Annotated in this window: 24 protein-coding genes, 1 pseudogene and 1 riboswitch; of the genes and pseudogenes, 12 read left to right on the top strand and 13 right to left on the bottom strand. The window is 41.6% G+C overall.

What is annotated here, in order from left to right; all coding sequences use genetic code 11:
• Window positions 1-92 precede the first annotated feature (92 nt).
• A complete protein-coding gene (locus G6053_RS09245; protein WP_165306264.1) occupies window positions 93-2,693 on the bottom strand; it encodes a TonB-dependent receptor in 2,601 nt (866 codons plus the stop codon).
• Between the two features lie 409 nt (window positions 2,694-3,102).
• Between G6053_RS09245 and G6053_RS09240 the strand changes: the two genes are divergently transcribed.
• From G6053_RS09240 to G6053_RS09185, 12 genes are all read left to right on the top strand, one after another.
• Window positions 3,103-3,729 (top strand): Crp/Fnr family transcriptional regulator, encoded by a 627-nt coding sequence (locus tag G6053_RS09240; RefSeq protein ID WP_165306263.1) that lies wholly within the window; start codon window positions 3,103-3,105, stop codon window positions 3,727-3,729.
• A gap of 152 nt (window positions 3,730-3,881) precedes the next feature.
• On the top strand, window positions 3,882-4,730 hold the full coding sequence (locus tag G6053_RS09235) for an NAD(P)-dependent oxidoreductase (protein WP_165306262.1): 849 nt from the start codon (window positions 3,882-3,884) through the stop codon (window positions 4,728-4,730).
• A gap of 169 nt (window positions 4,731-4,899) precedes the next feature.
• The gene (locus G6053_RS09230) at window positions 4,900-5,643 is read left to right on the top strand and encodes a dienelactone hydrolase family protein (protein ID WP_165306261.1); all 744 of its coding nucleotides are present in this window, start codon (window positions 4,900-4,902) and stop codon (window positions 5,641-5,643) included.
• A gap of 30 nt (window positions 5,644-5,673) precedes the next feature.
• Window positions 5,674-6,939, top strand: a complete 1,266-nt coding sequence (locus G6053_RS09225; RefSeq protein WP_165306260.1) for a hypothetical protein — start codon at window positions 5,674-5,676, stop codon at window positions 6,937-6,939.
• 53 nt (window positions 6,940-6,992) lie between these two features.
• Window positions 6,993-7,835, top strand: a complete 843-nt coding sequence (locus G6053_RS09220) for a VanW family protein (RefSeq protein WP_165306259.1) — start codon at window positions 6,993-6,995, stop codon at window positions 7,833-7,835.
• A gap of 229 nt (window positions 7,836-8,064) precedes the next feature.
• Window positions 8,065-8,157, top strand: a riboswitch (TPP riboswitch).
• Window positions 8,158-8,235: 78 nt separating this feature from the next.
• The gene (gene thiM, locus G6053_RS09215; RefSeq protein WP_165306258.1) at window positions 8,236-9,039 is read left to right on the top strand and encodes a hydroxyethylthiazole kinase; all 804 of its coding nucleotides are present in this window, start codon (window positions 8,236-8,238) and stop codon (window positions 9,037-9,039) included.
• Window positions 9,029-9,661 (top strand): thiamine phosphate synthase, encoded by a 633-nt coding sequence (gene thiE / locus G6053_RS09210; protein ID WP_165306257.1) that lies wholly within the window; start codon window positions 9,029-9,031, stop codon window positions 9,659-9,661. The genes thiM and thiE overlap by 11 nt, the downstream gene beginning before the upstream one ends.
• Window positions 9,662-9,681: 20 nt before the next feature.
• Complete coding sequence (gene thiD, locus G6053_RS09205; protein ID WP_241254964.1) at window positions 9,682-10,500, top strand: bifunctional hydroxymethylpyrimidine kinase/phosphomethylpyrimidine kinase; 819 nt, start codon at window positions 9,682-9,684, stop codon at window positions 10,498-10,500.
• Window positions 10,484-11,137, top strand: coding sequence for a thiaminase II (gene tenA / locus G6053_RS09200; protein WP_108632374.1), 654 nt, complete (start codon window positions 10,484-10,486; stop codon window positions 11,135-11,137). Before thiD ends, tenA begins: the two co-directional genes overlap by 17 nt.
• 225 nt (window positions 11,138-11,362) lie before the next feature.
• The gene (locus G6053_RS09195; RefSeq protein WP_165306255.1) at window positions 11,363-12,106 is read left to right on the top strand and encodes a DUF2807 domain-containing protein; all 744 of its coding nucleotides are present in this window, start codon (window positions 11,363-11,365) and stop codon (window positions 12,104-12,106) included.
• Between the two features lie 226 nt (window positions 12,107-12,332).
• Window positions 12,333-12,863 carry a DUF1572 domain-containing protein gene (locus tag G6053_RS09190; protein ID WP_165306254.1) on the top strand — a complete coding sequence of 177 codons (531 nt, stop codon included), beginning with the start codon at window positions 12,333-12,335 and terminating at the stop codon, window positions 12,861-12,863.
• Window positions 12,864-13,288: 425 nt separating this feature from the next.
• Entirely contained in the window at window positions 13,289-14,176 is an 888-nt protein-coding gene (locus G6053_RS09185) for a helix-turn-helix domain-containing protein (protein WP_108632377.1), read from the top strand.
• Here G6053_RS09185 and G6053_RS09180 read toward each other — a convergent pair.
• The 12 genes and pseudogenes from G6053_RS09180 to G6053_RS09125 all read right to left on the bottom strand — a co-directional run bounded on the left by G6053_RS09180 (window position 14,173) and on the right by G6053_RS09125 (window position 24,910).
• Window positions 14,173-14,928, bottom strand: coding sequence for a DUF2490 domain-containing protein (locus tag G6053_RS09180; protein WP_206531913.1), 756 nt, complete (start codon window positions 14,926-14,928; stop codon window positions 14,173-14,175). The genes G6053_RS09185 and G6053_RS09180 overlap by 4 nt on opposite strands.
• A 78-nt stretch (window positions 14,929-15,006) precedes the next feature.
• Window positions 15,007-15,888, bottom strand: coding sequence for an urea transporter (locus G6053_RS09175; RefSeq protein WP_108632379.1), 882 nt, complete (start codon window positions 15,886-15,888; stop codon window positions 15,007-15,009).
• 42 nt (window positions 15,889-15,930) lie between these two features.
• A complete protein-coding gene (locus G6053_RS09170; RefSeq protein WP_165306253.1) occupies window positions 15,931-16,722 on the bottom strand; it encodes an urease accessory protein UreD in 792 nt (263 codons plus the stop codon).
• A gap of 2 nt (window positions 16,723-16,724) precedes the next feature.
• Complete coding sequence (ureG, locus tag G6053_RS09165; RefSeq protein WP_165306252.1) at window positions 16,725-17,363, bottom strand: urease accessory protein UreG; 639 nt, start codon at window positions 17,361-17,363, stop codon at window positions 16,725-16,727.
• 11 nt (window positions 17,364-17,374) lie between these two features.
• Window positions 17,375-18,064 carry an urease accessory protein UreF gene (locus G6053_RS09160; protein WP_108632382.1) on the bottom strand — a complete coding sequence of 230 codons (690 nt, stop codon included), beginning with the start codon at window positions 18,062-18,064 and terminating at the stop codon, window positions 17,375-17,377.
• Window positions 18,065-18,077: 13 nt separating this feature from the next.
• Window positions 18,078-18,623: an urease accessory protein UreE gene (locus tag G6053_RS09155; protein WP_165306251.1), complete on the bottom strand. Its 546-nt coding sequence runs from the start codon at window positions 18,621-18,623 to the stop codon at window positions 18,078-18,080.
• Between the two features lie 9 nt (window positions 18,624-18,632).
• Entirely contained in the window at window positions 18,633-19,217 is a 585-nt protein-coding gene (locus tag G6053_RS09150) for a hypothetical protein (protein ID WP_165306250.1), read from the bottom strand.
• Window positions 19,218-19,373: 156 nt separating this feature from the next.
• A complete protein-coding gene (gene ureC, locus G6053_RS09145) occupies window positions 19,374-21,095 on the bottom strand; it encodes an urease subunit alpha (RefSeq protein WP_108632385.1) in 1,722 nt (573 codons plus the stop codon).
• 71 nt (window positions 21,096-21,166) lie between these two features.
• Window positions 21,167-21,466: pseudogene (gene ureB, locus G6053_RS09140) on the bottom strand (urease subunit beta); the annotation flags it as partial.
• Between the two features lie 18 nt (window positions 21,467-21,484).
• Window positions 21,485-21,787 (bottom strand): urease subunit gamma, encoded by a 303-nt coding sequence (ureA, locus tag G6053_RS09135; protein ID WP_077435612.1) that lies wholly within the window; start codon window positions 21,785-21,787, stop codon window positions 21,485-21,487.
• A 159-nt stretch (window positions 21,788-21,946) separates the two neighbouring features.
• The gene (locus G6053_RS09130; protein ID WP_206531912.1) at window positions 21,947-22,312 is read right to left on the bottom strand and encodes a hypothetical protein; all 366 of its coding nucleotides are present in this window, start codon (window positions 22,310-22,312) and stop codon (window positions 21,947-21,949) included.
• A 159-nt stretch (window positions 22,313-22,471) separates the two neighbouring features.
• Window positions 22,472-24,910, bottom strand: coding sequence for a TonB-dependent receptor (locus tag G6053_RS09125; RefSeq protein ID WP_206531911.1), 2,439 nt, complete (start codon window positions 24,908-24,910; stop codon window positions 22,472-22,474).
• Window positions 24,911-24,954: the final 44 nt, after the last annotated feature.

The following is a 24,954-nucleotide window of genomic DNA, read 5'->3' as shown; positions in this document are numbered from 1 at the left end:
TTAGATCACCTAAAAGTATTAAGTTTTTATTAAAAAACAAAAAAAAGACCCACAATAATGTGAGTCTTCTTACTACGAAATAGGATATTTTATTAGAATGTAAACTTCACAGAAGCGTTCCATGTTCTCCCAAGACCGATCAATACAGTGTTAGAAGTATTGATTCCGTTCCAATATTCATTCTTCTCGCCGGCCTTTGTGTTTTCAAAAATATTCGTCGTCGCTTCAGAAATATAGAACTTATTCAATAAGTTATTGATGTTAAATCTAAAACTTATTGCGTTTTTATCACTGATATCTATTTTATAAGAAACCCCGGCATCAACAAGTTGGTACGAAGGTAATTCTAACACTTTGCCCTGACCAGCTTGTCTTGAAGAATACAAGCGATCGTAGGATCTCCAGTCTCCATCAACAGACAGACCTTTCGTGATAAAATACTTGGCACCTAAACCATAGGTTGTTTGTGCGGCATCCCCTACTTTTCCGTTCGTTAGATCGGTTTCTTCTGTTGCCAACACAACTCGGTCTTCATTACGGACAATCGTAACAGATTTTCCATCGTATTTCCAGTCACCAATAGATGCAAAACCTTTAAGGGTAAATCCGCTGAATGGACGGGCAGCGAAGTCCAACTCGACGCCTTTGTGGTTTTGTTTTACACCGTAATTTGAGAAATAAAGATAATCACCTTCCGCTAAGATGTTCGGATCATTGGTGGGATTGTATTTTTCAACATCTGCTTTTACAGCATTTTTTGAATTACCTGTCACCCTATTTTCCCAAGTCGTTTTATAGGCATTCACATTCACATCAATGTATCTTGACACGAATTTATACCCTAATTCAAGACCTAAGATCTTCTCGTTCTCCGCATAGGGGTTCACGTCATTTCTGTAGTTCATGAAGATATTGTTCTGATAAGGCTGACGTGAATAGTATCCAGCGTTAGCAAAAAGACTATGTTTGCCCAAGGTATAGCTTACACCACCTTTGGTGTTATATCCAAAATTATTGACATTTTCCGATTTTGAGTTTTCGGGTTTCTCTAGATAATATTCTCTACGGCTATTTTGCTGTTGTGAAACCGATCCTTGGAAAAATGCGGTAAAACCATTTTTAGCATATTCTAATTGACCGAATAGACCACCGTAACGGATCATTTGCTCATAATCCCATGCTAATCTATTTTCTGTTGATTTAGGTTGGCTAGAAAATGCTTTCCATGGATTGGTTGAATAAGTCTCTGTAATAAAGACATTATTGCCCAAGTTTACGTTACCTACGTTGGCAATTGATGACTGACCCAACATATCGGTCACCTGACGATAGTGCTCACCTTTATAATCGCGTAAGTCAAATCCAACATTGAAATTTAAATTCTCATTTAATTTACGGTTATAGTTAGAAACGATACCATACCATTGATGATTGTTTACATCAGCAGACAAATAAGGGCCCTTATTGGTTTTCTCTGTTCTTTTCGACTGACCACCACCACTTGCTACAGAAGCATAAACAACGGTAGATAAAGAAGACTTATCATCGATGGTCCAGTCCCAGTTAAAATTGGCTACTGGTTTATGGTAGTAATTTTTACGGTAGTTAACTTCAGTACCATTCACTATCTCCACATTACTGTTATATCTTCGTCCATTTTTCAAGTAGTTGTCCAATGTCGACGTGAAACCTTGATTATGCCATTGTGGGGCACCAGTAACCATTAAGTTAAAGTTGTGCTTCTCGCTCGCTTTATAACCTACAGACAGGAAATAATTTTGTCCCTGCCCTTGTGTACCGTTCACATAACCATCACCGGACCAATGTGTAAACATTGCTGAAACGGCAAAACCGTTTTTCATCATTCCAGTACTATAGCCAACCGTTCCTTTCATCAGCATGTCATTACCGACTGTCGTCCGCACAAAACCGCCTTCTTTCATATCGGTGGACTTGGTTACAAAGTTAATCGTTCCCCCCACAGATGAAATCGCTAATTTGGAAGAACCCAAACCACGTTGGATCTGTACCAAAGACGCAATGTCGGTAAGACCAGACCAATTAGACCAATATACACGGCCATTATCCATTCCATTCACCGGCTGACCATTCAATAAAAATGCGGTATTGGATTGGTCAAAACCACGTGTAGTCATTGAAGATTCACCAAAACCTTTCGCCTGTCCCGTAATGTAAACAGATGGCGTATTTGCCAAAGTTGACGTAATATCTTGCGCACCTACTTTTTCTTCAATTTCAGTTTTGTGAATTGTTGAAACCGCAATAGGTGTTTTTCTACCTACAGCAATATCAATAACACCATGACCAACAACAACAACCTCATCTAAATCCGTTGAAGAGCCCTCCGAAAAAGTCGGGTTTATATTCAACGATTCGCCCGATTTCAACATAATGTTTTCAATGACAACTGGCTTTTCACCAATGTAGGTCACCTCCACTTTATAGGGACCACCCTCCTGAAGATTTGAAATTTGAAATTTTCCTTGAGCATCAGCTGAGCCGCTTACAACTTGTCCACTTGGGATGTGGGTGATTTTAATGGTTGCTCCTTTAACTGTTTGTCCAGTAGCCTCTTTTACAACTCCTGAAACCGAACTAGTATTTGCCGTTTGTGCATGAACCGCGCCATAACCAGCAAAAACAAGTGCAAAAAAAAGTAAAGACTTTTTCATGTTAGATGTGATTGTTTTGTTTTTGTGCCGCAAAATTAGGAATTGATTGTCTTTTTAACTAATTTTAACACTAGGGTCGCTATAAATACAGCTTTTATATTCCCTTCATATTTTAATCTTCCACAGGTTAAACTCGGTTTTAAAATTAAAAAGTCAATAGACAAGCGGTACCGTTAACATAACCACAACAAAAACACCTTTTTTATATCAATACATGAAAAATAATCAAAATAAAATTTTGTCTTTTTTGAATAACTCAAATAATTCTTCCCTCTCCATATTTATCGTCAACACCACTTCTCTTGCCTGCCTTGATCGGGTTTTACGATCAACACGATCATCTTTTTCAGTGGACATGGAGCTTTCAATACGATTGAAATCGTTATATTTAAATGAATAATAATAAACTATGTTGTCCATTGAGCAAGCTTACGCAGGAATACTAGAACCTGCATTAATTGAAGAAATCACACAGATTGCACAAATCAGAACATTCCATGAAGGTGATCTGATTATTGATACCGATCAGTATATCAGAGCCATGCCCCTACTACTGGAAGGTGCGATCAAAGTTGTTCGGGAAGATGAAGCAAAAGGTGAACTCCTGCTATATTATCTCGAGCAAGGACAGACTTGCACCATGTCTATTGCCTGTTGTATGGGTAATAAAAAAAGTGAAATTCGTGCGTGGGCAGAAAAAGATACTACCGTAGCGATGATCCCTAATGAACAGGTTAATAACTGGATGGGAAAGTATTCTTCATGGCGCAATTTCATTATATCGAGTTATGCGAACCGTATGAATGAAATGCTTCAGGCGGTAGATAATCTTGCCTTTTCCAACATGGAAGAACGCATAGTCAATTACTTGCAAGCGAAAGTAAATCTCAGAAATGACCGGATTCTTACCCTTACTCATCAGGATATCGCATCAGATTTGAACACATCACGTGTGGTGGTCTCGCGGATCTTGAAGAAATTGGAAAATGAAGATAAAATCGTACTGCTCAGAAATGAAATCAGGGTCTTACGTTAGATCCAAAATAAATTGGTAACACACGAATATAGCAGCGACTCCTTCGAATCTCGAAACAGTGCGGTCTTAGTGTAGCTTTGCGACTCCCGGATACAAAAACATTTGTACCTTTATTGGTAAGAGAATACTCGATTCACACCATTTAATTTAATATGACAACAGAAAACGTAGGATTTATAGGATTAGGAAATATGGGCCATCCCATGGCAAAAAACCTAGAAAAAGCAGGATTTTCCCTTTCCGTTTATAATAGAAATATCGCTAAGACAGCGGGCTTTGGAGCGCAGTCAACTGTTTATAGCGAAATAACGGATTTAATCAAGGACAATGACGTTGTTTTCACGATGCTGACAAATGACGCCGCCGTCCAGGAAGTTTATGGAAAAATTCTTGGACTGCCTATCAGCGGAAAATTATTTGTGGACATGAGTACCATTGCACAGGATGTAAGTATTGATCTCGCCCGTAAGCTAAAAGAAAAAGGGGCCACTTTTCTGGATGCACCTGTGGCCGGAAGTACCAAGCCTGCCGCAGAGGGTACACTGATCATTATGGTGGGTGGAGAACAAACAGACCTTGACCGCGCTAGACCTTACCTTGAAAAAATGGGGAAATCCATTAAACATCTCGGTAAAAATGGAAAAGGTCTCGCCGCAAAACTAGCCATAAATTATTTTCTATCTATTATTTACCAAGGTTTGGCTGAAACCATCTTATTTTCTGACCAATTGGGCATAGAACGTAGCGAAATGCTCGAAATTATTAATGATAGTGCCAGCGGTAGCGGAGCAACAAAAGTAAAGACACCGCTCCTCATCGAACAAAACTATACCGCTGCATTCGCGCTGGACCTGATGTTAAAAGATATCCGATTGGCCCAAAAGGCGGGCGCATCCTATCCATTGCTCGGAACTTTGCTCGACACCTACGAGACGGCACGTGAAAAAGGTCTGGGACAATTGGATGTGATCGGAATTATTGAATCTATAAAACAATCCTGAGTTTATAAAGGTTAATAAAACATATTAAGGTCCCGCCCTTACACCAGGCAGGTACCTTAAAGGACGATCATAAACAAATGGTTTAACCAAATCGAATAGCAGATGAATCCGCGAGAGTTAAAACTTCATTTAATCGCGAACAACATCTGTCGGATAAAAAACAGAACAGATGAAAACAGCTTTGACATTATTTCTATTAACTATTGCCACGATGAGCATGAAAGCACAGGAGTTAAAAAAGGTATCCTATAAAGACGGAACACAGCAATTGAATGGACTAATCACATCCAATACGGATAAAAAAGGTCCAGCGGTACTTATTTTGCCCGCATGGAAAGGAATTGACAATGAAGCGACACAAGCAGCCTTGCAATTACAAAAAGAGGGGTACATCGCATTCATTGCCGACATCTATGGTGAAGGTAATATTCCAGCGGACAATACAGCGGCTTCAAAAATCGCAGGTCACTACAAAACTGACTACAAAGCCTATCAGCAACGAATCTCTGCTGCCCTCGACCAATTGAAAAAAGTCGGAGCTGATCCAAAGAAAATTGCAGTAATTGGTTATTGCTTCGGTGGAACGGGAGCTCTCGAAACAGCGCGCGCTGGTTTACCTGTCGCAGGGGTGGTCAGTATTCATGGTGGACTCTCCAAATCAGCCGACAGACCTAATGCAGCGATCAATGTGAAAGTATTGGTTGAACATCCTGCAGCTGACAAAAGTGTATCAAAGGAAGATTATGATGGATTAGTCAAGGAACTGAACGAAGGAAAGGCTGACTGGCAAATAATTACCTATGCGAATTCCGGGCACACCTTTACCAACCCCGAATCACCGGAATATAACCCTGTTATGGCGAAACGTGCCTGGGCCCATACCTTATTGTTTTTAAAAGAAGTCTTAAACTAAAAAGTCAGCGTAAGCGTCCTCCTTATCCAAATGAACGGTCATCCGAAATCCAGCGTACTGCGTTATGTGATTTTCCAGCTATCGGTATTGCTTTTCTGTGTGGGTGTAGCAAAGTCTCAGGTAAAAAAATCAATTGAAATCGGGGCTCCTACCCAAGCCATTCTGTTTGTTACCAATGCTTCTGATAAATCAACGGATTTTATGATGCGTCTCCATGATCAAAAGGCAAATGAAATTATTCGACAGATTCCTTATAGCACGACTAAGCTCCTAGTGACAAAAACAGATGCCCAGCAACTTACTTTTATCGTCAACAAAAGCAAATGGACATTGGATGTAGCTACCCTCAAACAAAGAAATGCCATGATTCTGTTTGATGGCCAAAATAAGCCAAAAGTTATTTATGACAGTCAAACATACCTCCATGCGGCAAAATTCATATTAGAAAACAATAAACAAACACCTGTACAAAAAAAAGCACTTCAGTACGATGCAAAGCAGTTCTTCGATTCTATCGCTGCTATTCCATTTAAACCATCCAGACAATATGCTGAGGGCATCATTTCCCGATCCAGTCTTCCGATCTACTCTACTCAGAAAAAAGGCAAATATGACGGAACCTATATTTCGCAGACCTTTACAGGGGAGAACCTCGAAAAACCCAGCGGTATGATCACGACTGTTTATCAGCAAGGCAAGGAACTCTCCGCAAACAATTTGTCTAATGGAATCAATTTTTACACCAAATATTTTTACAACAAATGGGGATTAATCGATTCGATACAACAGCTTCAAAACAGCAAATGGTCCTCTAGTACAATTTATCAATACTTACCGCATGCTATTCTCATTACCGATCCTGAGCGACGGTCCGCCTCCATCCATCATTTAAATGATCAATATCAAGTGGTCCGGGAGGAGTCCATCCACTTCGTTTACCAACGGATGCATTGGGTCGACTACCGTTACAATGAAAATGGGCAGCTTATTGAGGAAGTTTCAGGGTTAAATGACGCCATCGAAAACCGTAGACTGTATTATTATGATAACCCAAAAGCAGACAATTTCTCTTCGTGGCAGGTATTTGACGCCACAGGGAAGCTCACTGCCGAATCCAAAATAGCTGTGCAAGGCAACGAAAGCACCTACCTGTTTTATCGTGATGGTACATTGGAATTGAAAATAGTCTCAAAAGAACAGGGCGATTATCAATATGAGAGCACTGTATTTGATAAGCAGAATAAAATCACCTCTAAAACAATACAAACAAAGAAAAGTTCCTCCAATTCTCAATAATTAAAACGCGCAAACTGAAATAGAAGGAAGCAATAAACCATCATTTGTTATTAGTGAAAAAACGGAAATTAATAAGTCAACGTCACCCTTTGCTGTATCTTCTTGCTGTCTGGGCAAGAAGAACACAAAGAAAAGCCATTTGGTTACTGGACAATAAAAAGTATACAAAAACCAAATCTACAACAGTGTTGCAATACCGCATCAAAAAACACCAGTCTGTTTTATTAAAGAAGCTGGGGGAAAACAATATGCAACTGCAGATCAACAAAGTGACGAATCTAAAGATTGCGGCAAAGCAAATCAATGGTATACTGATCCGCCCGGGTGAAACGTTTTCGTTTTGTAAACTGGTCGGCCAGCCCACACAAAAGAAAGGCTATCTTCCGGGGATGGAATTGTCTTTCGGTGAAGCACGGGCCGGTATTGGTGGTGGAATCTGCCAGATCTCCAATCTGATCCATTGGCTTGTTATCCATAGTCCGCTGACAGTCACAGAACGTTATCACCATTCTTTTGACCCTTTTCCCGATGATGGGCGAGTGCTACCTTTCGGAAGTGGTGCTACTGTATTTTACAACTATCGGGACTATCAGTTTACCAACAATACAGCCTACACGTTTCAGATCAATCTCTGGTTTACCGAAAAATGTCTTGAAGGTGAACTGAGGATCGATCAGGAACTCGATTTTGCCTATCACGTCATTGAAAAAGAGCATCAATTCCTTAAAATCGGAGATCAATTCTACCGAAAAAATGAAATCTGGCGGGAAAAGTTCCTAAAATTTCAGGGTGGAAAGGTTCTTGACACAGAACTCCTGACAAAAAATTTTGCCCGTGTCACTTATACCCCACCGGACTATTTGGAACTGCCAGCTGAAGACAATATAACGTCTTAAGTACACCGAATTCATCGTTGAGAGCAATACTATTCTTGGCAAATAGACTTGCCTGCCATTGATCATTACTTGCCTATCGCTTCCCTCGTATATGCCCAGTCTATTTTGCTCGCTCGAATGCGGCTGAAAATACACGCGCACTCCGGTCTATTGATTAACGTCTAGTTTTACTATTCCGGGACTGAATAAAACACTCGTTATAAAAAGTCCTTTTTTTTGTCTAAGTTTGATATGGCTTTGGGGGTATTCTGTATAGAATTGAGATAGTCCCTTCGAACCTGATTCGGTTTATACCGGCGTAGGGAAAAGCAACCGCTTAGGTATATTGAAATATACCCGACAGCCCATCTGTCTCATTTCTTCCTGACAAAGCCACCTGCAAATATAGAAAACAAAAGGAATGGAAGATTTAATTATCGATCTGTTAGCACAGGTCAGAAGACAAAAACCACTTGTACATAATATTACGAATTTGGTGGTGATGAATAACACCGCCAATGCGCTTCTCGCTCTTGGAGCTTCTCCGGTCATGGTTCACAGTCCATCGGAAGTACGCGAGGTTGTTGACCTTGCCCAGTCGTTGGTACTTAACATCGGCACATTGAGTGAACTTACCGCCGAGTCCATGCTTGTAGCAGCAGAACACGCCAATAACATTGGCCGGCCTTGGGTATTGGATCCTGTGGGTGCGGGAATATCCACTTTTCGCAATGACTTATTGGCAAATCTCCTGGAACTAAAACCAACCGTTATCCGGGGAAATGCATCGGAGATCATGAGCCTTTACAATTTCAACCAGGTCAATACCAAAGGCGTAGACAGCACGGCAGATAGTAAGGACGCGATTGGCTTTGGTAAAGCACTACAAGAACAATTGGGGGCTATCATCTGTATCTCCGGAAAGGTAGATTATGTCCTGTCCAAACAGCACACCGCTGAGGTGCACAATGGACACCCCTTGATGACCCAGGTTACTGGACTTGGCTGTAGCGCAACTGCACTCATTGGTGCATTTTTAGCGGTCACAGACCATCCCTTTGAAGCAGCGACCGCCGGTGTCTCCCTTTTGAGTTTAGCAGGTGAACTGGCAACAGCGCGATCTTCGGGTCCAGGCTCCTTACAGGTGAATCTCTATGATGAGCTCTATCTGCTGAATGATGAGCGTATCCGGATGCATCTCAACCTGAAACATTATGGCAATTAATCCCCTATTTCCTTACCCCTTGTATCTGGTTATCTCCGAACAGGACTGTTACCCACAATCTTGGCTCCATGTTGCCGAAGAAGCCATAATCGGCGGTGTAGATATCATTCAATTACGCGAAAAGAATGAAACGCCAGCAGGTTTTTTGGAAAAAGCAAAGAAGTTAAAACAGATTACCGATCGTTACGGAATCCCATTGATCATTAATGACGCTGTGGATATTGCAATTGAAATCGAAGCATGGGGGGTACATGTCGGACAAAGCGATCGTCAACCTTTAGAAATAAGGGAAAAATACGGACAGCGTCTTCAAATTGGCTGGTCGCTCGAAGATCGGTCACAGCTTGACAGCAAACAGATGACCGCCGTAGACCATCTTGGTGTCAGTCCAATTTTTCCAACAAAAACAAAAACAGACACCATTACAACCTGGGGAATCAGTGGACTGGGTGAGCTACGGAATTTAACCGAAAAGCCCTTGATCGCCATTGGCGGCATGAACCTGGATACCAGCGCAAGTGCCTGGCTGTCTGGCGCAGATTCCATCGCGGTCGTCTCGGCAATTTGCCAAAGTAAAAATCCAAGAGAGCGTAGCGCTCAATTAAAGGAATTATTAACATGAAAATAGTGAAACAATACACAGTGCCCACAGTTCTGAGCATAGCGGGGTTTGATGGTAGCGGCGGAGCTGGCATCCAAGCCGATACGAAAACCATATCAGCCCTGGGATGTTATGCAATGAACGTCTTAACGGCATTACCAATACAAAACACACAAGGGGTGCGGAATATTTACGAGATACCGACCCAAGCAGTGCGTGAGCAGCTGGATGCGATCTTCGACGATATTTATCCGGATGCGATCAAAATCGGGATGGTTCATAACATTGAGCTTGTCGAACTGATCAGCAGCTATTTGAAAGATTACCGTGGAACAATCGTATTTGATCCTGTGATGGTGTCGACAAGTGGTCACAAATTGATCAATGATGACACAATACAGGCATGTATGGACTTGCTTTTTCCACAAGCCACAATTATCACTCCCAACCTGGATGAAGTCAGTGTACTTGTCGGACGAACCATAGCTGAGGTCAAAGAAATGGAAAAAGCAGGCATTGAACTTCTTGAAAAAGGATGTCAGTCAGTCCTTATTAAAGGTGGACACCTCCAGACAAGCGAACTCACCTCCCTCCTCTTTCAGCAACATGCGTCACCATTGGTGTTTAAATCACAAAAAATTGACAGCAAAAATACACATGGATCCGGCTGCTCTCTTTCTTCAGCAATAGCGAGCCAGTTGGCGCAGCAATTCCCTCTTGCTGAGGCTGTCGCTACTGCTTTAGATTATGTCCACGAGGCAATCAAAGGCAGCAAGGATCTCGTGATTGGCAAAGGAAATGGGCCACTTAATCATTTCCACAACCCTTCTAAACTTATTATTCATGAAATGGAGCGATAAAGCCTGGGATGCTATAAGACCAATTTATGCTGATATCTTAGCGATGCCCTTTATTTCTGAACTGAGCAATGGCAGTCTACCGCTGGAAAAATTTCAATTCTATATGCGTCAGGATGCGTTCTATCTGGAAGAATTTGGACGTGTATTAGCTTTTATCGGTGCAAAGAGTACTGACAATCAACAAGCCCTGGATTATTTTGAATTTGGACGCAATGCGCTTATCGTCGAAAAAGCGCTCCATGAAAACTATTTTAAAGAATTTGGTCTGGATCCGGAAGACGACAACAAAATAGAACCAGTTTGCCACCATTACGTGCATTTTTTAAAAAGTGTAGCTGCCTTTGAACCTATTGAAGTCGCTATGGCTGCGACTTTACCCTGCTTTTGGATTTATAAAGAAGTTGGCGACCACATCGTTTCGATCGCCAGTGGCGACCAAAACCCCTATTCCAAATGGATCGATACCTATAGTGGTGAGGACTTCGCCGAGGGCGTGAACAAAGCCAAAAATTACGTCGATCAAATTTCTGAACAAACGACTGCAACAAATCGGGAGAAAATGCGACAAGTATTTATAACAGCTTCCCGATTGGAATATCATTTCTGGCAGGCAGCTTACGAAAAGAGCATGTGGTAACCACAAAGACAACTGTTAAATTGTTCGATAGCGAACACCAGTTGTTCAAAAATGGGCAATAGGAGAAAACGTATAAAAGTAAAAACAGCTATTTATCAGCGATTTACATGGTTTTTAAATTCTGGCACCACTATTATATCTGTAAGGGAGGAAATGAGGCTGTTTTTCGGAATTAAAATAAAAATTATTATAGCATAGAATTAAAAACTACTAATAGACAAAACCATGAAAAGAATTTTAACTATCGCCTTTATTTCTTTTTTATACGTTGCCCAGGCCCAAGAACGTGAAACCCGTAAGATTTCCGCTCCGGATGGCATTTCGGCAGCGACATCACTACGTGTTGACTACATTCACTCCAACCGCAATGAAGTTGTTGTTGAAGCGGACAATGCAGAGCATCTGTCGCTAATAGAAACAAATGTAAAAAATGGCATATTACATGTACAATATAAACGGAATTCACAGATCAGAAATGCAAGAAACAACCGTGTTACGGTATATTCAAGTAAAATTCCGACAAGTTTTTCGGCTTCTTCCAGTGGATCAATCTACAGCAACGAAACCATCAAGGCAAACAAAATAGCTGTCAATGTTTCTTCATCGGCCAGAATTACACTTAAAAAATTAATTGCCGATGATATTTCACTTTCGACAAGTTCCTCGAGTAGGTTAACGGCTGATGTAAGTGCAAAAAATCTAACGGTGAATTCCACAAGTTCGTCAAGACAGGAAATTGCAGGAAGTGCGACGAATCTGGATTTAAATGCCAACTCCTCTACTTCAGTTGACATGGCCGCTTTTACAACTACCAATGCAGAGGTCAATGCCAGCACATCCTCGGGTGTAACCCTAAGTGTTAAGGACAATCTACACGGTAAAGTTTCAACCTCGGCAAAGATCTCCTTAAAAAATCAGCCACGAAATGTCCAAGTTGACAAATCGACAAGTGGCCGAGTCGTTATGTAATTTTAGTTTAGGTCTTTAAAAAAGACTGTTTATTTATGTTTAATGTTTAGTTAGCTAAAGGTGGCGCCTTCCCCAGTGCCACCTTTTTTCCGCCCTTCCCTCATCAGCCAGAAACTGGGCCAGGCTGTTCCTCCAACAACCATTTACTGGAGTCAATTCTCCGGATATCATCGGATATTTTTGTATCTTGTGCTAAGAAACACAAGCACACATAACACTCAATCCAATGGATAATTTTTTAGCAAGTAGCCTCAAGCAATTTCGAGAATTCAAATCTTTGGGAGACAAAACCTTCGCTCAATTGAGCGATGAGCAATTGTTCTGGCAATTCAACCCATCAAGTAACAGTATTGCTCTCATAGTGAAACATCTACATGGGAACATGCTTTCGCGTTGGACTGATTTTTTGAATACTGACGGTGAAAAAGAAGGAAGAAACCGCGATATGGAATTCGAAAACACAGCGATGGAAAGAGCGGAGCTTATCGCGCTATGGAACGAAGGCTGGGATTGTTTATTCCATGCCCTTGAGTCTCTGAATGAGCAGGATCTATCAAAAACAATTTTTATCCGGGGAGAAGGGCATTCCGTATTGGCGGCAATCCACCGCCAACTTGCCCACTACCCTTATCACGTCGGTCAGATCGTTTACATCGGAAAAATGTGCCAGGATGAGCAATGGACTTCACTATCCATTCCAAAAGGAAAATCTGCAGATTTTAACCAGGAAAAATTTGATCAAAGCAAAAAAGTATAACTAGGAACTATTGGCTGTAGCTGCCCAATTGTTGATTGGGCAGTCATCCGCCTAAATTTTTCAATTGCAATCGTATCCTACAGATCCGTTTAAAACGTTACATGGATGGTGCTGTTTTAGGTATTCTTTAGCAAAGAATTGATTATATTTGTATGATCTACCATTACTCATTCCTTTACGAGTCAATCCCATGGAAATTAGCTCGTTTAGGGTTGTAAAACAAATAGCAAGTGCGGAGAGCTCATTGATCCACATGAGCGTAGACAGGTAATTTATAATTATTTACAGATGAAACCATCATGATTTATTTAATCACATTGGGGATTGAATAACCGAGCAAAACGAGCTCATGAATACCGTTTAAAACATATACTCGATGAATAAATCTGATAGCTTCATCACAATTGAAAAACAAATTTATATCGATGAAAAATTCAATTAAGATCATCAACAATTACGAATATAAAAAGTTATTCTTACCTGATGTTTCTGAGCATAATCTATTTAACGAAAGTAAAATCCAGGTTTATCGAATTGAAAATTATCTCCGGAGCATTTTAATGCCCGTCATTCCTTATCGTACTACATTTAATTTTCTAATTTTCGTAACAAAAGGTTCCCTGACACAACACCTGGAATCAGCCTCCTATACACTGACTGAACACCAAGTCATCAATATCAAGCAAGGTAATATCACCGCAACGTTGGCGATCTCCGATGATGTTGAAGGTTTTTTTGTGGTTTATGAAAACGAAATTGTCACTGATATCGAACTTGGGATCAATGACATCAAATTTTTCAATTCCCATCCCTTCACTACGTTAAAGCCGCATGTTGCCAATTGGATTCAGCAAATGCTGATTCTTTTGGAGGAAGAGCTTTTTACCGAAGGTCGCGTGATGGAGGTATGTATCTCGATGATGCAGTGCATCTTATTGAAGGTCATCAAATCGGATATCGAAACCAAGGCACCGATGAGTAGACAACTAGATATTGCATTTCGCTTTCGTGAATATGTCCAAAAGTTCCATATTGACCATAAAAATGTATTGTTTTACGCTAATCTATTGCATATCTCCGAAAACTACCTGAACAAATGTGTGAAGGAGGCAACCAATAAACCGCCCAAGCAATGGATTACAGAAATAAGTATTTTACATAGTCAGATCTTATTGCAAGATGCTACACGAGACATCGCAGGGATCGCATTTGAATTGAAATTCCAATCGCCCTCCTATTTCACCAGGCTATTTAAAAAAATCACCGGGTATTCACCCAGTGATTATCGAAAACATAAGTTTATGGCAGACTAATGTTTATGGTAAGGCAGGTTCCAAATGAGGTCAACCGCCAGATAATGTACGCCAAAATCCACTTGATCATAGCCCTTGATCAAATCATTCATGTAACCTACATCCAGTCGTAGGGGCGTCTTTGGAATATCTGTCATGTAATAAAAGCCCAAACGTGTTTCCTTGTAACCAAAGCTCGACCAAGTATCCGGTTCATTCAGTTTACTGATCGCAAAAAGCCCCTCGGCACTCAGTGCCAGTTCCTGCTTATTTTTATCGGAGATTTTAAAATTCACCTGCGATTTCAGCCGGGTTCTAAACTGAAAATTCTCTTCAGCTTTGTGAAAGTCTGCTGTAAAAAATTTCCGAAACTCCTGCCGCAGCGTATTTTTCCATTTCCAGCGTTCATTCAATTTAACCGTATATGCATAACGTCCATACAACCTGAACTCTTGCTCAACTCCTTCATTGTGATAGGGTATCTTCTCGTCATATACATTTTGACGTCTATAGCTCAACGCATAACTATACTGCTGATTAGGGGCAAATTTGTGATAAACCTCATGGTTCAACACCCAGATCGCCTGTTTATGGAAAGGATTGGAATCATCGGGCGTACTTTTTGTTCCCAGACCGATATAAGTCAGCGCTTCCTTTGTTCCGGCACTGTCCAGCTTCCGTCTGAGTCCTAACACTGACCAAGAGGCCGTTTTGGCTTTCCCCAGCCCGGGTGGGCTTACCTGCCCATAAACGGTATTAATATGAATTCCCAAAAAAAGCACTATTGGGATTAGTTTTATGAAACGAAATTTCAACATAGATAAAGTTTAAGTAAAAAAAGACCATGCAGTCTAGGCCGTTGCCGAAAACTTGACCACCAGCCAATTGTCAAGCCGCTTAACAGGCTCTATTGCCCACATCGCAACCACAAAAGGAAAAGTTAAGGTAGCCCAACCGTTATGAATCAGGAAATGGTCGAAATAAGTAGCGATAACAACGGCGATCAATACATACACACCGTCTCTGACACGTTGGCCACTCAAAGCAATTCCACATAAAACTGCGTTAAAGCTAAAGATCCCATTATTGGTCATATCGGTTGATTCATGCCCATGATGCGAAATATAAACACTAATAATGACAGCTGCAGAGGCATATAACGCCGCGATTGGCTTACTGATAAAAACACCAATGAAAAAGATTAATCCCGCGACTAAGCTCCCCTGAAAAATAACCTGACCAAAGGCATGTCCCTCGATAAGGAAATCATCCATTTCCTCAATATCTACAAAATGTTCGGGAACCGTGCGTAAGGCCAATTCAGGAATACTCAGTACATATAACGCAATCCAAGTGATCATAATAAAAGGAAACGTAAATACAGGAATATTTTTCTTCAGTGCAAAGCCCATTAAAATCGTCGTCAATGCAGAACCGATGATCAAGGCAGCCCATACCCAGATATTGGCCTGAAAATAAAAGACCAGCGCAATCCCATATAATGTGGCATTAAATCCAAAGAGCCCATCATTGATATGGTCCTCATCAAATTTCATCAATTTCGCTGTTATTACCCCGATCAGATTTGCAAGGATCCCGGCAAATCCCATGAGTGCCGAGTCATAGATGATAGCCCCTATAAACAGTACACCAGTCCAGCTATTACCCTGTAACATAATCTGTCCAAATCCTTTAAAAAAAGCTTTAACAAAAGCTAGGATATTATTTTTCATTCGAATAATTTGTTATTTAAAAATTGTATTCAGCCCCGTTATTTAATTCAGGAATAATTTTTCCCACAATGCACTTTGCATTTCTTTAAAAAGAAGATAAAGCTGCTCAGCACCATAGCCCAGTACCCGCACCATAAAACCATCATGCTGCAAGGCACTGATGCCAAAGGCAACATCCTTGGTTTCTCCATATTTCTCATAAAATGCTTCGATCCATTCATCCGGACTTAACCCGGCACTATTCAGATAGATCAGCGTTCCCTGATGCGTATATCCTTCCAGAATGCCCAGTCCCTGAATGGGCATACGGTCCGGTTGTAACAGCACATTATCTTTGACAACGAGTCGACCATTCACATAACATTCCGTCAGGTTCTGAAAATGATTGTACTGAAATTCCTCCCCCGACATTTTCCTTCCACAGGTCACGATTTCACTCAGTAGTAGATGGCAATTGGAAGCAAGATGGATAATGTTGTGACTCAAAAAATGAGAGGAATGTTGAGGTACTACCGGGTGAGGAACATAGGAAAACACGGAATCTTCGCCCAAAGTCACCTGCATTGTCTGCGAAGAATGCCCCTTCATGTGAAACAGACGCTGATAAGCCTGCGTCTGCAACTGTAATTTTGCTCCTGGCGCAATATCAATTTTGATCTGATGATCATCACCATCCAATAATCCCGGTGAGGAACTCATGATCATCAAATAAGCCGCATTGTCTTTTTGATATTGACCGACAGGGACAATGCGAAAAGGTTGAGTGACATAAGCATCCTTCATAAAGGATTTCCCTTCACGATGTGCTATTTTGACGGCTAAAGAACAAATCATAATTAACGAAGTAAATTAGGTTCTTCAATATCTTGAAGCAATGCATATTTCTTGATCCAGCCCACAATCTCTTCCAGACCGTCGCCAGTTTTCAAATTGGAGAACAAAAATGGAGCACCTTTGCGCATCATACGGGCATCATGTTCCATGACCTCCAAGCTCGCTCCCACATAAGGCGCCAAGTCTTTTTTATTGATCAATAACAGATCCGAACGTGTAATCGCCGGACCGCCTTTACGCGGCATTTTTTCACCTTCAGCGACATCAATGACGAAAATGGTGATATCTGCCAGATCTGGGCTATAGGTCGAAGTGAGGTTGTCCCCCCCGCTTTCAATCAAAATAAGTTCCAGATCGGGAAACCGGCTGGCCAGTTCGTCTACCGCTTCCAGATTCATACTCGCATCTTCACGGATCGCGGTATGTGGGCAACCACCTGTTTCAACACCGATAATACGTTCGCGGGGTAATAAGCTATTTTTTGCCATATACTCTGCATCTTCTTTGGTGTAAATATCATTTGTAATAACCCCCAGATCTAACTCATCCACCAGACGTCTGCTCAATCTTTCCAATAACGCTGTTTTGCCGGAACCCACAGGACCGCCTACACCGATCTTAACATATTTTCTATTTTCCATTTTATTTGATTTTAAGAGATATAAACCCTAGAATATAATCGTTCGTGTTGCATGCATCGGATATCAAATCCGATATTGCACAGCCCCACTAAATTTCTTTCAACTGCTAAAGTCTCGAGACAGAGCTCAAGTATATCATCGTGCAGCCCAAAAAGAACATCCTGGCCATCGAGTTGCCCGAGCGGCACGAGTTTCACGGCATTCGTCACCATGGTGATAGCTGCATTGTAGTAAAAGCCATGTAAGGCTTCTTCCAATGGAATTTCCAATAAAGAAGCCAGCATACCATACATCAAGCAATAGTGGCTATCGACTTCCTTTTTCTGAATCAATTTGCCCCAGGCAACAACAAAATCCTGTTGTTGATAACGGCTAAATATTTTGTAAATGCGTACGCCCAGTTTTTTACTGGCTTCCCGGATCTCTTTTGGACTCTTCAATGCAGTACACTCCTGATCCAAAGCGATCAATGCATTTAAATCCTCGGATGTGGTGGCCTCGTAAGCCAATTTCATCAGGGCAGCATCGTTATACTTTAGATTGTACCATAAATTATGGCGCACATAGTTGTCCGTAGTTGCTTTATCACAGACTAAACCCTGCTGCACATAGGTTTCCAGCCCATTTGAATGGGTAAATCCACCGATCGGTAGTGTTGGATCTGCAAGATGGAGCAACTTGCCCAGAAAAGTATTTTTCATTGACATAAATTATTTATTCATTATTTGTAGATGCGACCGTCGGCGCTGTCCCAGTATCCTCTTGTTCTTTAATGAACAGGGGAATATTTTTTGTCGAAAATTTCAACTTTTGGTGATGTTTCGGATCTACGTTTGCATGCAGTGGATTCAACAGCTGATGCATACAACATATAGGGTCAAATCCATTTTTGGCCAACCACTCATACATGGAGCGTTCGTAGGGCATCAGCAATTCATTTGCCTCTACGAATAGAGGCAAATGTTTGTTTCCGATTTCACTGCTGACAAAAGCAACCTCAAGGAAATCAATTGCCGTAACTTTAATGACTTCACAAGGCCTGATGGTAACCACCACTATTTTTTCTTCATCTTCATACAAGATATCGCCGTCCTGCAAGCAGGAAGTATTGCCCAATAATTTTACAGCAATATCCATCCCCTCTGCTGTACGAAGACGTTGAATACGTTTGGTGGATTCATACCATTCAATCGACAGCAGATCATGACGCTTATAGGTCTGCTCGCGATTGATATTCCTTGTGATTTCTGTGATAATCATTTTCGTTCTTTAAAAAAATAGATTTTTTGACAATCCCAATCCCACAGTTGAGCCATTGATTCCTGTAATCACTTCGTGATCATTTGGAATAACAGCATCCTTGCCATGCTTCTTCTTGTAAGAGAGCTCCGCGACTTTTGCTTTCAAAGCCCAGCCTTTTCCCAGGTTAATACCCACCAACGGGTATACTCTGAAAAGGAAACCATTGTAGCTTCCATCCACCATGCCTCCGGATGCATTAACAACATGTTGGTCGCCCCAGATGTAATGTGCATCCACTTGACCGATCAACATAAAATGTTCCCCTAACGGCCAGGTGTTGCTGTAGAATGGACCAACTTCATGGGAATGATCTGTAAAGTCAAGCGCCTTCGTATAGGCGTTGTTGAATCCATAATTTATCCCCACATTCATGTTGTCATTAAAAAAATAGCCTACGCCCACTGGTGCCGCACTAAATTGGTGGCCAGCAGCGGTTTCATGGTAATTGAGCGAACCATATAGCATGATTCCGCCTTTTTGAGCAGAAGCTGATTGTATCGAAAAGCATGCTATTGCCAGACAACATCCCAAAAATATTTTTAAATTTTTCATTGCTATATCGTTGTTTTTAAGGGCAATAAAACGATCATGAGCCTTCCTTTGCCCATTGATCATCAGCGCTATTTTTGGCTCATGACCGTTTTATTCATGTGTTTTTCATTTATAATGGCCTGATGCAAGATCAAGCCATCGTAGTCACCATTCAGCTTAAAACAAGAAATACAACTGTCCTAAAGAAACGGTATCAATCGGCTGTGAACGCAAAATTTCTCCATCCAGACTTACTTCATAGTTCTCCGGATTAACGATAATTTCGGGCGTAGCGTCGTTGTGGATCATATCTTTTTTGGAGATATTTCGACAGTTTTCTACAGGAAGTACCCCTTTTGCTAAGCCATATTCCTCTTTAATGCCGTTTTCGAATGAAATTTTGGAAACAAAGTTGAAACAGGTGTTATGAACAGCTTTTCCCAATCCGCCGAACATTGTACGTAAGATAATCGGTTGTGGTGTAGGAATGGATGCATTGGCATCCCCCATTTTGGATGCGATGATCATACCACCTTTGATAATCATTTCTGGTTTAGCACCAAACAAAGCTGGGCGCCAGATGACCATATCCGCGATTTTACCCGGCTCGATAGAACCCACGTATTTCGAGATACCATGTGCAATCGCTGGGTTGATTGTATATTTTGCGACATAACGACGTGCACGGAAGTTATCATTGTTTTTTCCTTCGTCTTCAGGTAGCGGCCCCACTTGTTTTCTCATTTTGTCCGCTGTCTGCCATGTACGTGTGATAACCTCACCTACACGACCCATTGCCTGTGAATCTGAGCTCATGATGCTGAATACACCACGATCTTGCAATACATCCTCAGCAGCGATTGTCTCCGGACGGATACGTGAATCGGCAAAAGCCACATCCTCAGGAATTTCCTTACTCAGGTGGTGACAAACCATCAACATATCCAAGTGCTCATCAATCGTATTTTTTGTAAATGGACGTGTCGGATTTGTGGAAGCTGGCAATACATTTGGATACATTGCTGATTTGATGATATCCGGAGCGTGACCACCACCAGCGCCTTCGGTATGGAAGGTATGGATTACACGACCGTTGATCGCCTGAATGGTATCTTCCAAGAAACCAGCTTCATTTAAGGTATCGGTGTGAATGGCAACCTGTACATCGTATTTATCAGCTACCGTTAATGCTCTATCAATTGTTGCAGGTGTTGCTCCCCAGTCTTCGTGAATTTTAACCCCCAAGGCTCCTGCTTCAATCTGCTCAACAATGGGTTGTTCAGTTCCCACATTTCCTTTTCCAAAGAAGCCAAAGTTCATCGGTAGATCTTCCACCGCTTGCATCATACGACGGATATTCCACTTTCCTGGTGTTACGGTGGTTGCATTTGTACCATCTGCTGGACCGGTACCACCGCCGATCATGGTGGTAATACCACTGTATAGGGCTGTTTCAACCTGTGTAGGACTGATATAGTGAATATGGGTATCTATACCGCCTGGCGTTAGGATATAGCCAGATCCACCATGCACTTCGGTAGATGCACCGATAATCATATTTGGCGTAATGTTATCCATGGTATCCGGATTTCCGGCACGGCCGACGCCGACAATCTTACCATCCTTGATACCGATATCACCTTTCACAATTCCCCAGTGGTCAATCACGATAGCGTCTGTGATCACCATGTCCAAGGTACCTTCATCACGTGTGTGAACCGAAGATTGACACATACCGTCACGGACGGTCTTACCACCGCCAAATTTTGCCTCATCGCCATAATAAGCATAATCCTTTTCGACTTCGATTATGATGTCTGTATCGCCTAAACGGATTTTATCGCCACTTGTCGGACCAAAGATGGCACTATAATTTACTTTGCTAACTTTTAAACTCATGATACTTTGTTTTTAAAGCCTTGTTCTTTCACTTTTTTCATTGCATTTTCTTTCGCGACTTCGGTTTCGGTATCACCGTTGACCAAGTCGTTGTGTCCGTAGATTCTTCTGGCACCTGCATAAGGAACCAATTCTACATCTTTGGATTCTCCCGGCTCAAAACGCACCGCTGTACTTGCAATAATATTCAATCGCTTGCCAAAAGCTTTTGCACGGTCAAATTCCATCATCTTGTTCACTTCAAAGAAGTGAAAATGTGAACCCACCTGAATTGGTCTATCTCCTGTGTTTGTTACGGTAATCGTCGTAACCTCTCTACCTTCATTACAGATGACATGGCCATCCGCTATAAAAAATTCTCCTGGAATCATAAATTCTATTTTTAACAATTATCGAATCGGATTATGAACGGTAACCAACTTGGTACCATCCGGAAAAGTCGCCTCAATCTGCACATCGTGAATCATTTCGGGTACACCTTCCATGACATCCTCTCGTGTCAATAATGTCGCGCCATACTGCATTAAATCAGCCACAGTACGGCCATCACGTGCAGCTTCCAGAAGCTCACTGCTGATCAATGCAATAGACTCCGGATAATTAAGTTTAAGTCCTCTAGCTCTACGTTTTTTCGCTAGTTCACCGGCAAGATGAAGCAATAGCTTCTCTGTCTCTCTAGGTAATAAATGCATATAAAATATTATTTAAATTGTTGTTATTTCAGTCGAAAACAAGTCAGTACAAGCCCTGACGATTTAAAAAAATCGTTCAAAAAAGCTGATAGACGAAGTCCATAGCAAATGTTTACGGCATAGCGTATCAGTTCTCAGCGTTGTAAGAAAAGGAAAGGATTATCCCTGAAATGGGATCTTTAAACTTTGGAAAAGAATGTATTTTGGTGGTAGGATCAATCGATCCATGTAAGGTGTTCTGTTATTCCGCATGTTGAGACATACAGGATAGCAAAATATAAAAAGACAAATGTACAATACGGTCCAACCGAGGAGCTTACTCCATTCATCTTTTAAGTCGACCTGTTCACTGACATCATAAAGGTCATGATCGTATACAGCGGCAACTATATTCTCCCGTTCAGGTTGATCAGCACCTTTGTCAATTTGTTTATAGGTGCTGGACAAATCCAGATAGATACCCGAGGAATTATGAATTTTAAGCTGTTCAGAAATAGTCATTCCTTTCAGGAGCAGGACGCTCAAAAGAAAAACTATAAAAACTAAACTATGCCTAATCATTGTATTCACAATCCTATTATTTGTTGTCCAAATTTACAACCAAAGCAGGCCACTTCACTAGTACAAATCTTGAATTAAATAGTCTAAATTTGTCGAAAAACCTGCTTTGATTGCTTTTTTTAGCTAAAAGGAATAACCAATTGAAACCATAATGTTTCTTGGCGCCCCGGCGAAGGCACGTGTATAGTCAAATCCCCCTAAAAAATAGTATTTATCAAATACATTGTTTAGGTTAAGCGCCATTTTCATGGCACCGATATGATAATAAGCCGCCGCATTAACTGTCGTATAAGAAGGCCATTGTCCCCAAAGGGCATTTCCTTCGCTATCCTTCCCAATACTATTGTCCATGCGTTTGCTATCAACATAATAAACACCGGTACCAAAGCCAAGTCCTTTTAAGGAAGTATTGGAGAAGACATATTTTAACCAGGCACTGGCCATATTTTTAGGTGCTCCCGGTAGCGCCTGCCCGACTTCAGAAGCAACAGAAGAGGCCTTCACTTCGGTATGGTTAAACGTATAATTTGCCATCACCTGGAATTCTTTGGTCAGCTGTCCACGAACATCCAACTCAACTCCCCGCGACAATGCTTTGCCAGATTGTCTATACTCTGGTAATCCCGAGTCATTGATTGTCCCTGTCGCGATAAGCATATTTCTACGCTCGATCTGAAACAAGGAAAGATCCATTTGCAGCTGGCCCTTAAAAAAGCCCGTTTTCAGCCCTGTTTCAATTTGAAAACTGCGTTCAGCTTCAAAAGCTTTGTCCGCACCATAGTCTTTATAGTTCTGGATAAAATTAGCGCCTACCGGTACAAAACCCCGCGAGTAGCTTGCGAAGTAATTAATCTGCTTGTTGATTCCATAAGTCAGACCAAAACGGGGCAACAAGGCATTTTGTGTAGCATGGAAGCGATTCTGTCCATCAATAGTTTCCGAAGAATAATGTTCATGCCTCAACCCCACAATTAATTTCAGACGATCCGCAATGCTGATCTGATCCTGTATGTATTTACCGGTCGTTTTATAGGGACTCAAAAAAGGATAAGCGACCTGTGTACGCCAGACGTAGTTGGTCAGATCATGTGTGGTATAGGTCGGGTTGTTCATGTCAAAAGTCAATGGCACCACTTTGCCATCCACAGTTTGCTGTCTGGCTTCCCGTAACTGATTTTCTTTGTCACCACGATACTGTGCGAAGTCGATCCCCGCAACGATATGGTGGTCAATTTTATCCCCTAGCAGATCCCATTTAATATATCCAACGACGTTGTCGGTATAATCACGACCATGGCGGTCAAAGAAACGCATATTCATAATGGTATTATGGGGGGCATCCGCAAAAGTATTTAGCGTACGGTGCTCGTTGACATCTTCCTGATAGATGGATTTCATATAGCTCAGGTTCAGGCTCACATTTTCTGCCAGTCTTTGCGCCAATCGTCCACTAAATGAAAAAGTCTTCGAGTTATAGAAATCAGAAGGCTGACTTAAAGTAAACGAACGTGGCAGGGCATAAAAGTTATTTTCCTTTATTCCCATTCCCCGATCCAGATAACCGTTGAATTGATTATAGACCACATCGATGTCTACGGTCGTCCCCGCAGCGGGCTTAAATGTAAATGAAGGCGCCAGCATCATCCGTTTTTGACGGTTCACATCACGAAAGGTTTTGGTATCTTCATAGCCTGCATTGAAACGATAGAGAATTCGTTTTGCACTATCCAAGGGACCGCCGAGATCTACTGTTGTGCGCATCGTTTCAAAACTTCCGGCAGCAAAACTGACATGACCTTTAAAATCTTCCAAAGGCTTTTTCGTCGTCATATTGATGGTACCACCGGGCACAATGTCGCCAAATAGAGAAGCTCCAGGGCCTTTCAGCACCTCAAGGTTTTCGAGATTGATGGTTAATGGGGAATTATAATAACTATTGCCGTAACCATAGCCCGAACGTAGACCGTTCACCAAACGGACTCCGGTTTCATAACCGCTTTTAAAACCACGGATCACCACATCATCATAAGATGAAGCCTCAGTGACACCCGCAAGGTCCTGCACCAGTGCTCCCGTTGTAAATGCTTGCTTATCTTCAATAAACTCCTTACTCAGTACAGCCACAGATTGTGGTAGATCTTTCAGCTTTCCAGCGAACTTACCACCCAACTCCATGTTGTTGGTCAAATAGGAATTATTACGACGGCCGGTAACCAATACTTCATCCAGGGTCCTCTTACCCTCTTCCATCATGAGTCGAATTCCTTTTTTCGGATTCCAGGTAGTCTCATCAATACGAAAAAGCTGTGATTTATAGCCGATCGCTTCGGCGCGCAATTGTACCGGAAAAGTTGTCGCTGTAGTAAAAGCAAATTCGCCATTCGTGGTAGTACTTATCTTTTGTCCCTGGTTTTCAAGTGTCAAAGTCACTCCTGGAATTGGATTTCCGTTTTCATCCTGTATCTTCCCAAAAATCATAAAGCTCTGTTGGGCGTAAACAGCCACTGGTGTGACAGCACCTGCCAATAATGCGAAAGCGAGTGCTTTCATTGTGTTTTTCATCTGTATAAATTGTTCATTAGCTAGATGGCACATACCCTGTTTAA

This window comes from Sphingobacterium sp. DR205, assembly GCF_011064245.1.
Classification (GTDB): domain Bacteria; phylum Bacteroidota; class Bacteroidia; order Sphingobacteriales; family Sphingobacteriaceae; genus Sphingobacterium; species Sphingobacterium athyrii.
Note: the sequence above shows the minus strand (reverse complement) of the source record. Positions and strands in the feature narration are given on the sequence as shown.

Excerpts from the sequence above, each read along its gene's own strand:
- G6053_RS09245 (WP_165306264.1), bottom strand. The coding sequence starts at position 2,693 with ATGAAAAAGTCTTTACTTTTTTTTGCACTTGTTTTTGCTGGTTATGGC.
- G6053_RS09240 (WP_165306263.1), top strand. The coding sequence starts at position 3,103 with ATGTTGTCCATTGAGCAAGCTTACGCAGGAATACTAGAACCTGCATTA.
- G6053_RS09235 (WP_165306262.1), top strand. The coding sequence starts at position 3,882 with ATGACAACAGAAAACGTAGGATTTATAGGATTAGGAAATATGGGCCAT.
- G6053_RS09230 (WP_165306261.1), top strand. The coding sequence starts at position 4,900 with ATGAAAACAGCTTTGACATTATTTCTATTAACTATTGCCACGATGAGC.
- G6053_RS09225 (WP_165306260.1), top strand. The coding sequence starts at position 5,674 with ATGAACGGTCATCCGAAATCCAGCGTACTGCGTTATGTGATTTTCCAG.
- thiM (WP_165306258.1), top strand. The coding sequence starts at position 8,236 with ATGGAAGATTTAATTATCGATCTGTTAGCACAGGTCAGAAGACAAAAA.
- thiE (WP_165306257.1), top strand. The coding sequence starts at position 9,029 with ATGGCAATTAATCCCCTATTTCCTTACCCCTTGTATCTGGTTATCTCC.
- tenA (WP_108632374.1), top strand. The coding sequence starts at position 10,484 with ATGAAATGGAGCGATAAAGCCTGGGATGCTATAAGACCAATTTATGCT.
- G6053_RS09195 (WP_165306255.1), top strand. The coding sequence starts at position 11,363 with ATGAAAAGAATTTTAACTATCGCCTTTATTTCTTTTTTATACGTTGCC.
- G6053_RS09190 (WP_165306254.1), top strand. The coding sequence starts at position 12,333 with ATGGATAATTTTTTAGCAAGTAGCCTCAAGCAATTTCGAGAATTCAAA.
- G6053_RS09185 (WP_108632377.1), top strand. The coding sequence starts at position 13,289 with ATGAAAAATTCAATTAAGATCATCAACAATTACGAATATAAAAAGTTA.
- G6053_RS09175 (WP_108632379.1), bottom strand. The coding sequence starts at position 15,888 with ATGAAAAATAATATCCTAGCTTTTGTTAAAGCTTTTTTTAAAGGATTT.
- G6053_RS09170 (WP_165306253.1), bottom strand. The coding sequence starts at position 16,722 with ATGATTTGTTCTTTAGCCGTCAAAATAGCACATCGTGAAGGGAAATCC.
- ureG (WP_165306252.1), bottom strand. The coding sequence starts at position 17,363 with ATGGAAAATAGAAAATATGTTAAGATCGGTGTAGGCGGTCCTGTGGGT.
- G6053_RS09160 (WP_108632382.1), bottom strand. The coding sequence starts at position 18,064 with ATGAAAAATACTTTTCTGGGCAAGTTGCTCCATCTTGCAGATCCAACA.
- G6053_RS09155 (WP_165306251.1), bottom strand. The coding sequence starts at position 18,623 with ATGATTATCACAGAAATCACAAGGAATATCAATCGCGAGCAGACCTAT.
- G6053_RS09150 (WP_165306250.1), bottom strand. The coding sequence starts at position 19,217 with ATGAAAAATTTAAAAATATTTTTGGGATGTTGTCTGGCAATAGCATGC.
- ureC (WP_108632385.1), bottom strand. The coding sequence starts at position 21,095 with ATGAGTTTAAAAGTTAGCAAAGTAAATTATAGTGCCATCTTTGGTCCG.
- ureA (WP_077435612.1), bottom strand. The coding sequence starts at position 21,787 with ATGCATTTATTACCTAGAGAGACAGAGAAGCTATTGCTTCATCTTGCC.
- G6053_RS09125 (WP_206531911.1), bottom strand. The coding sequence starts at position 24,910 with ATGAAAAACACAATGAAAGCACTCGCTTTCGCATTATTGGCAGGTGCT.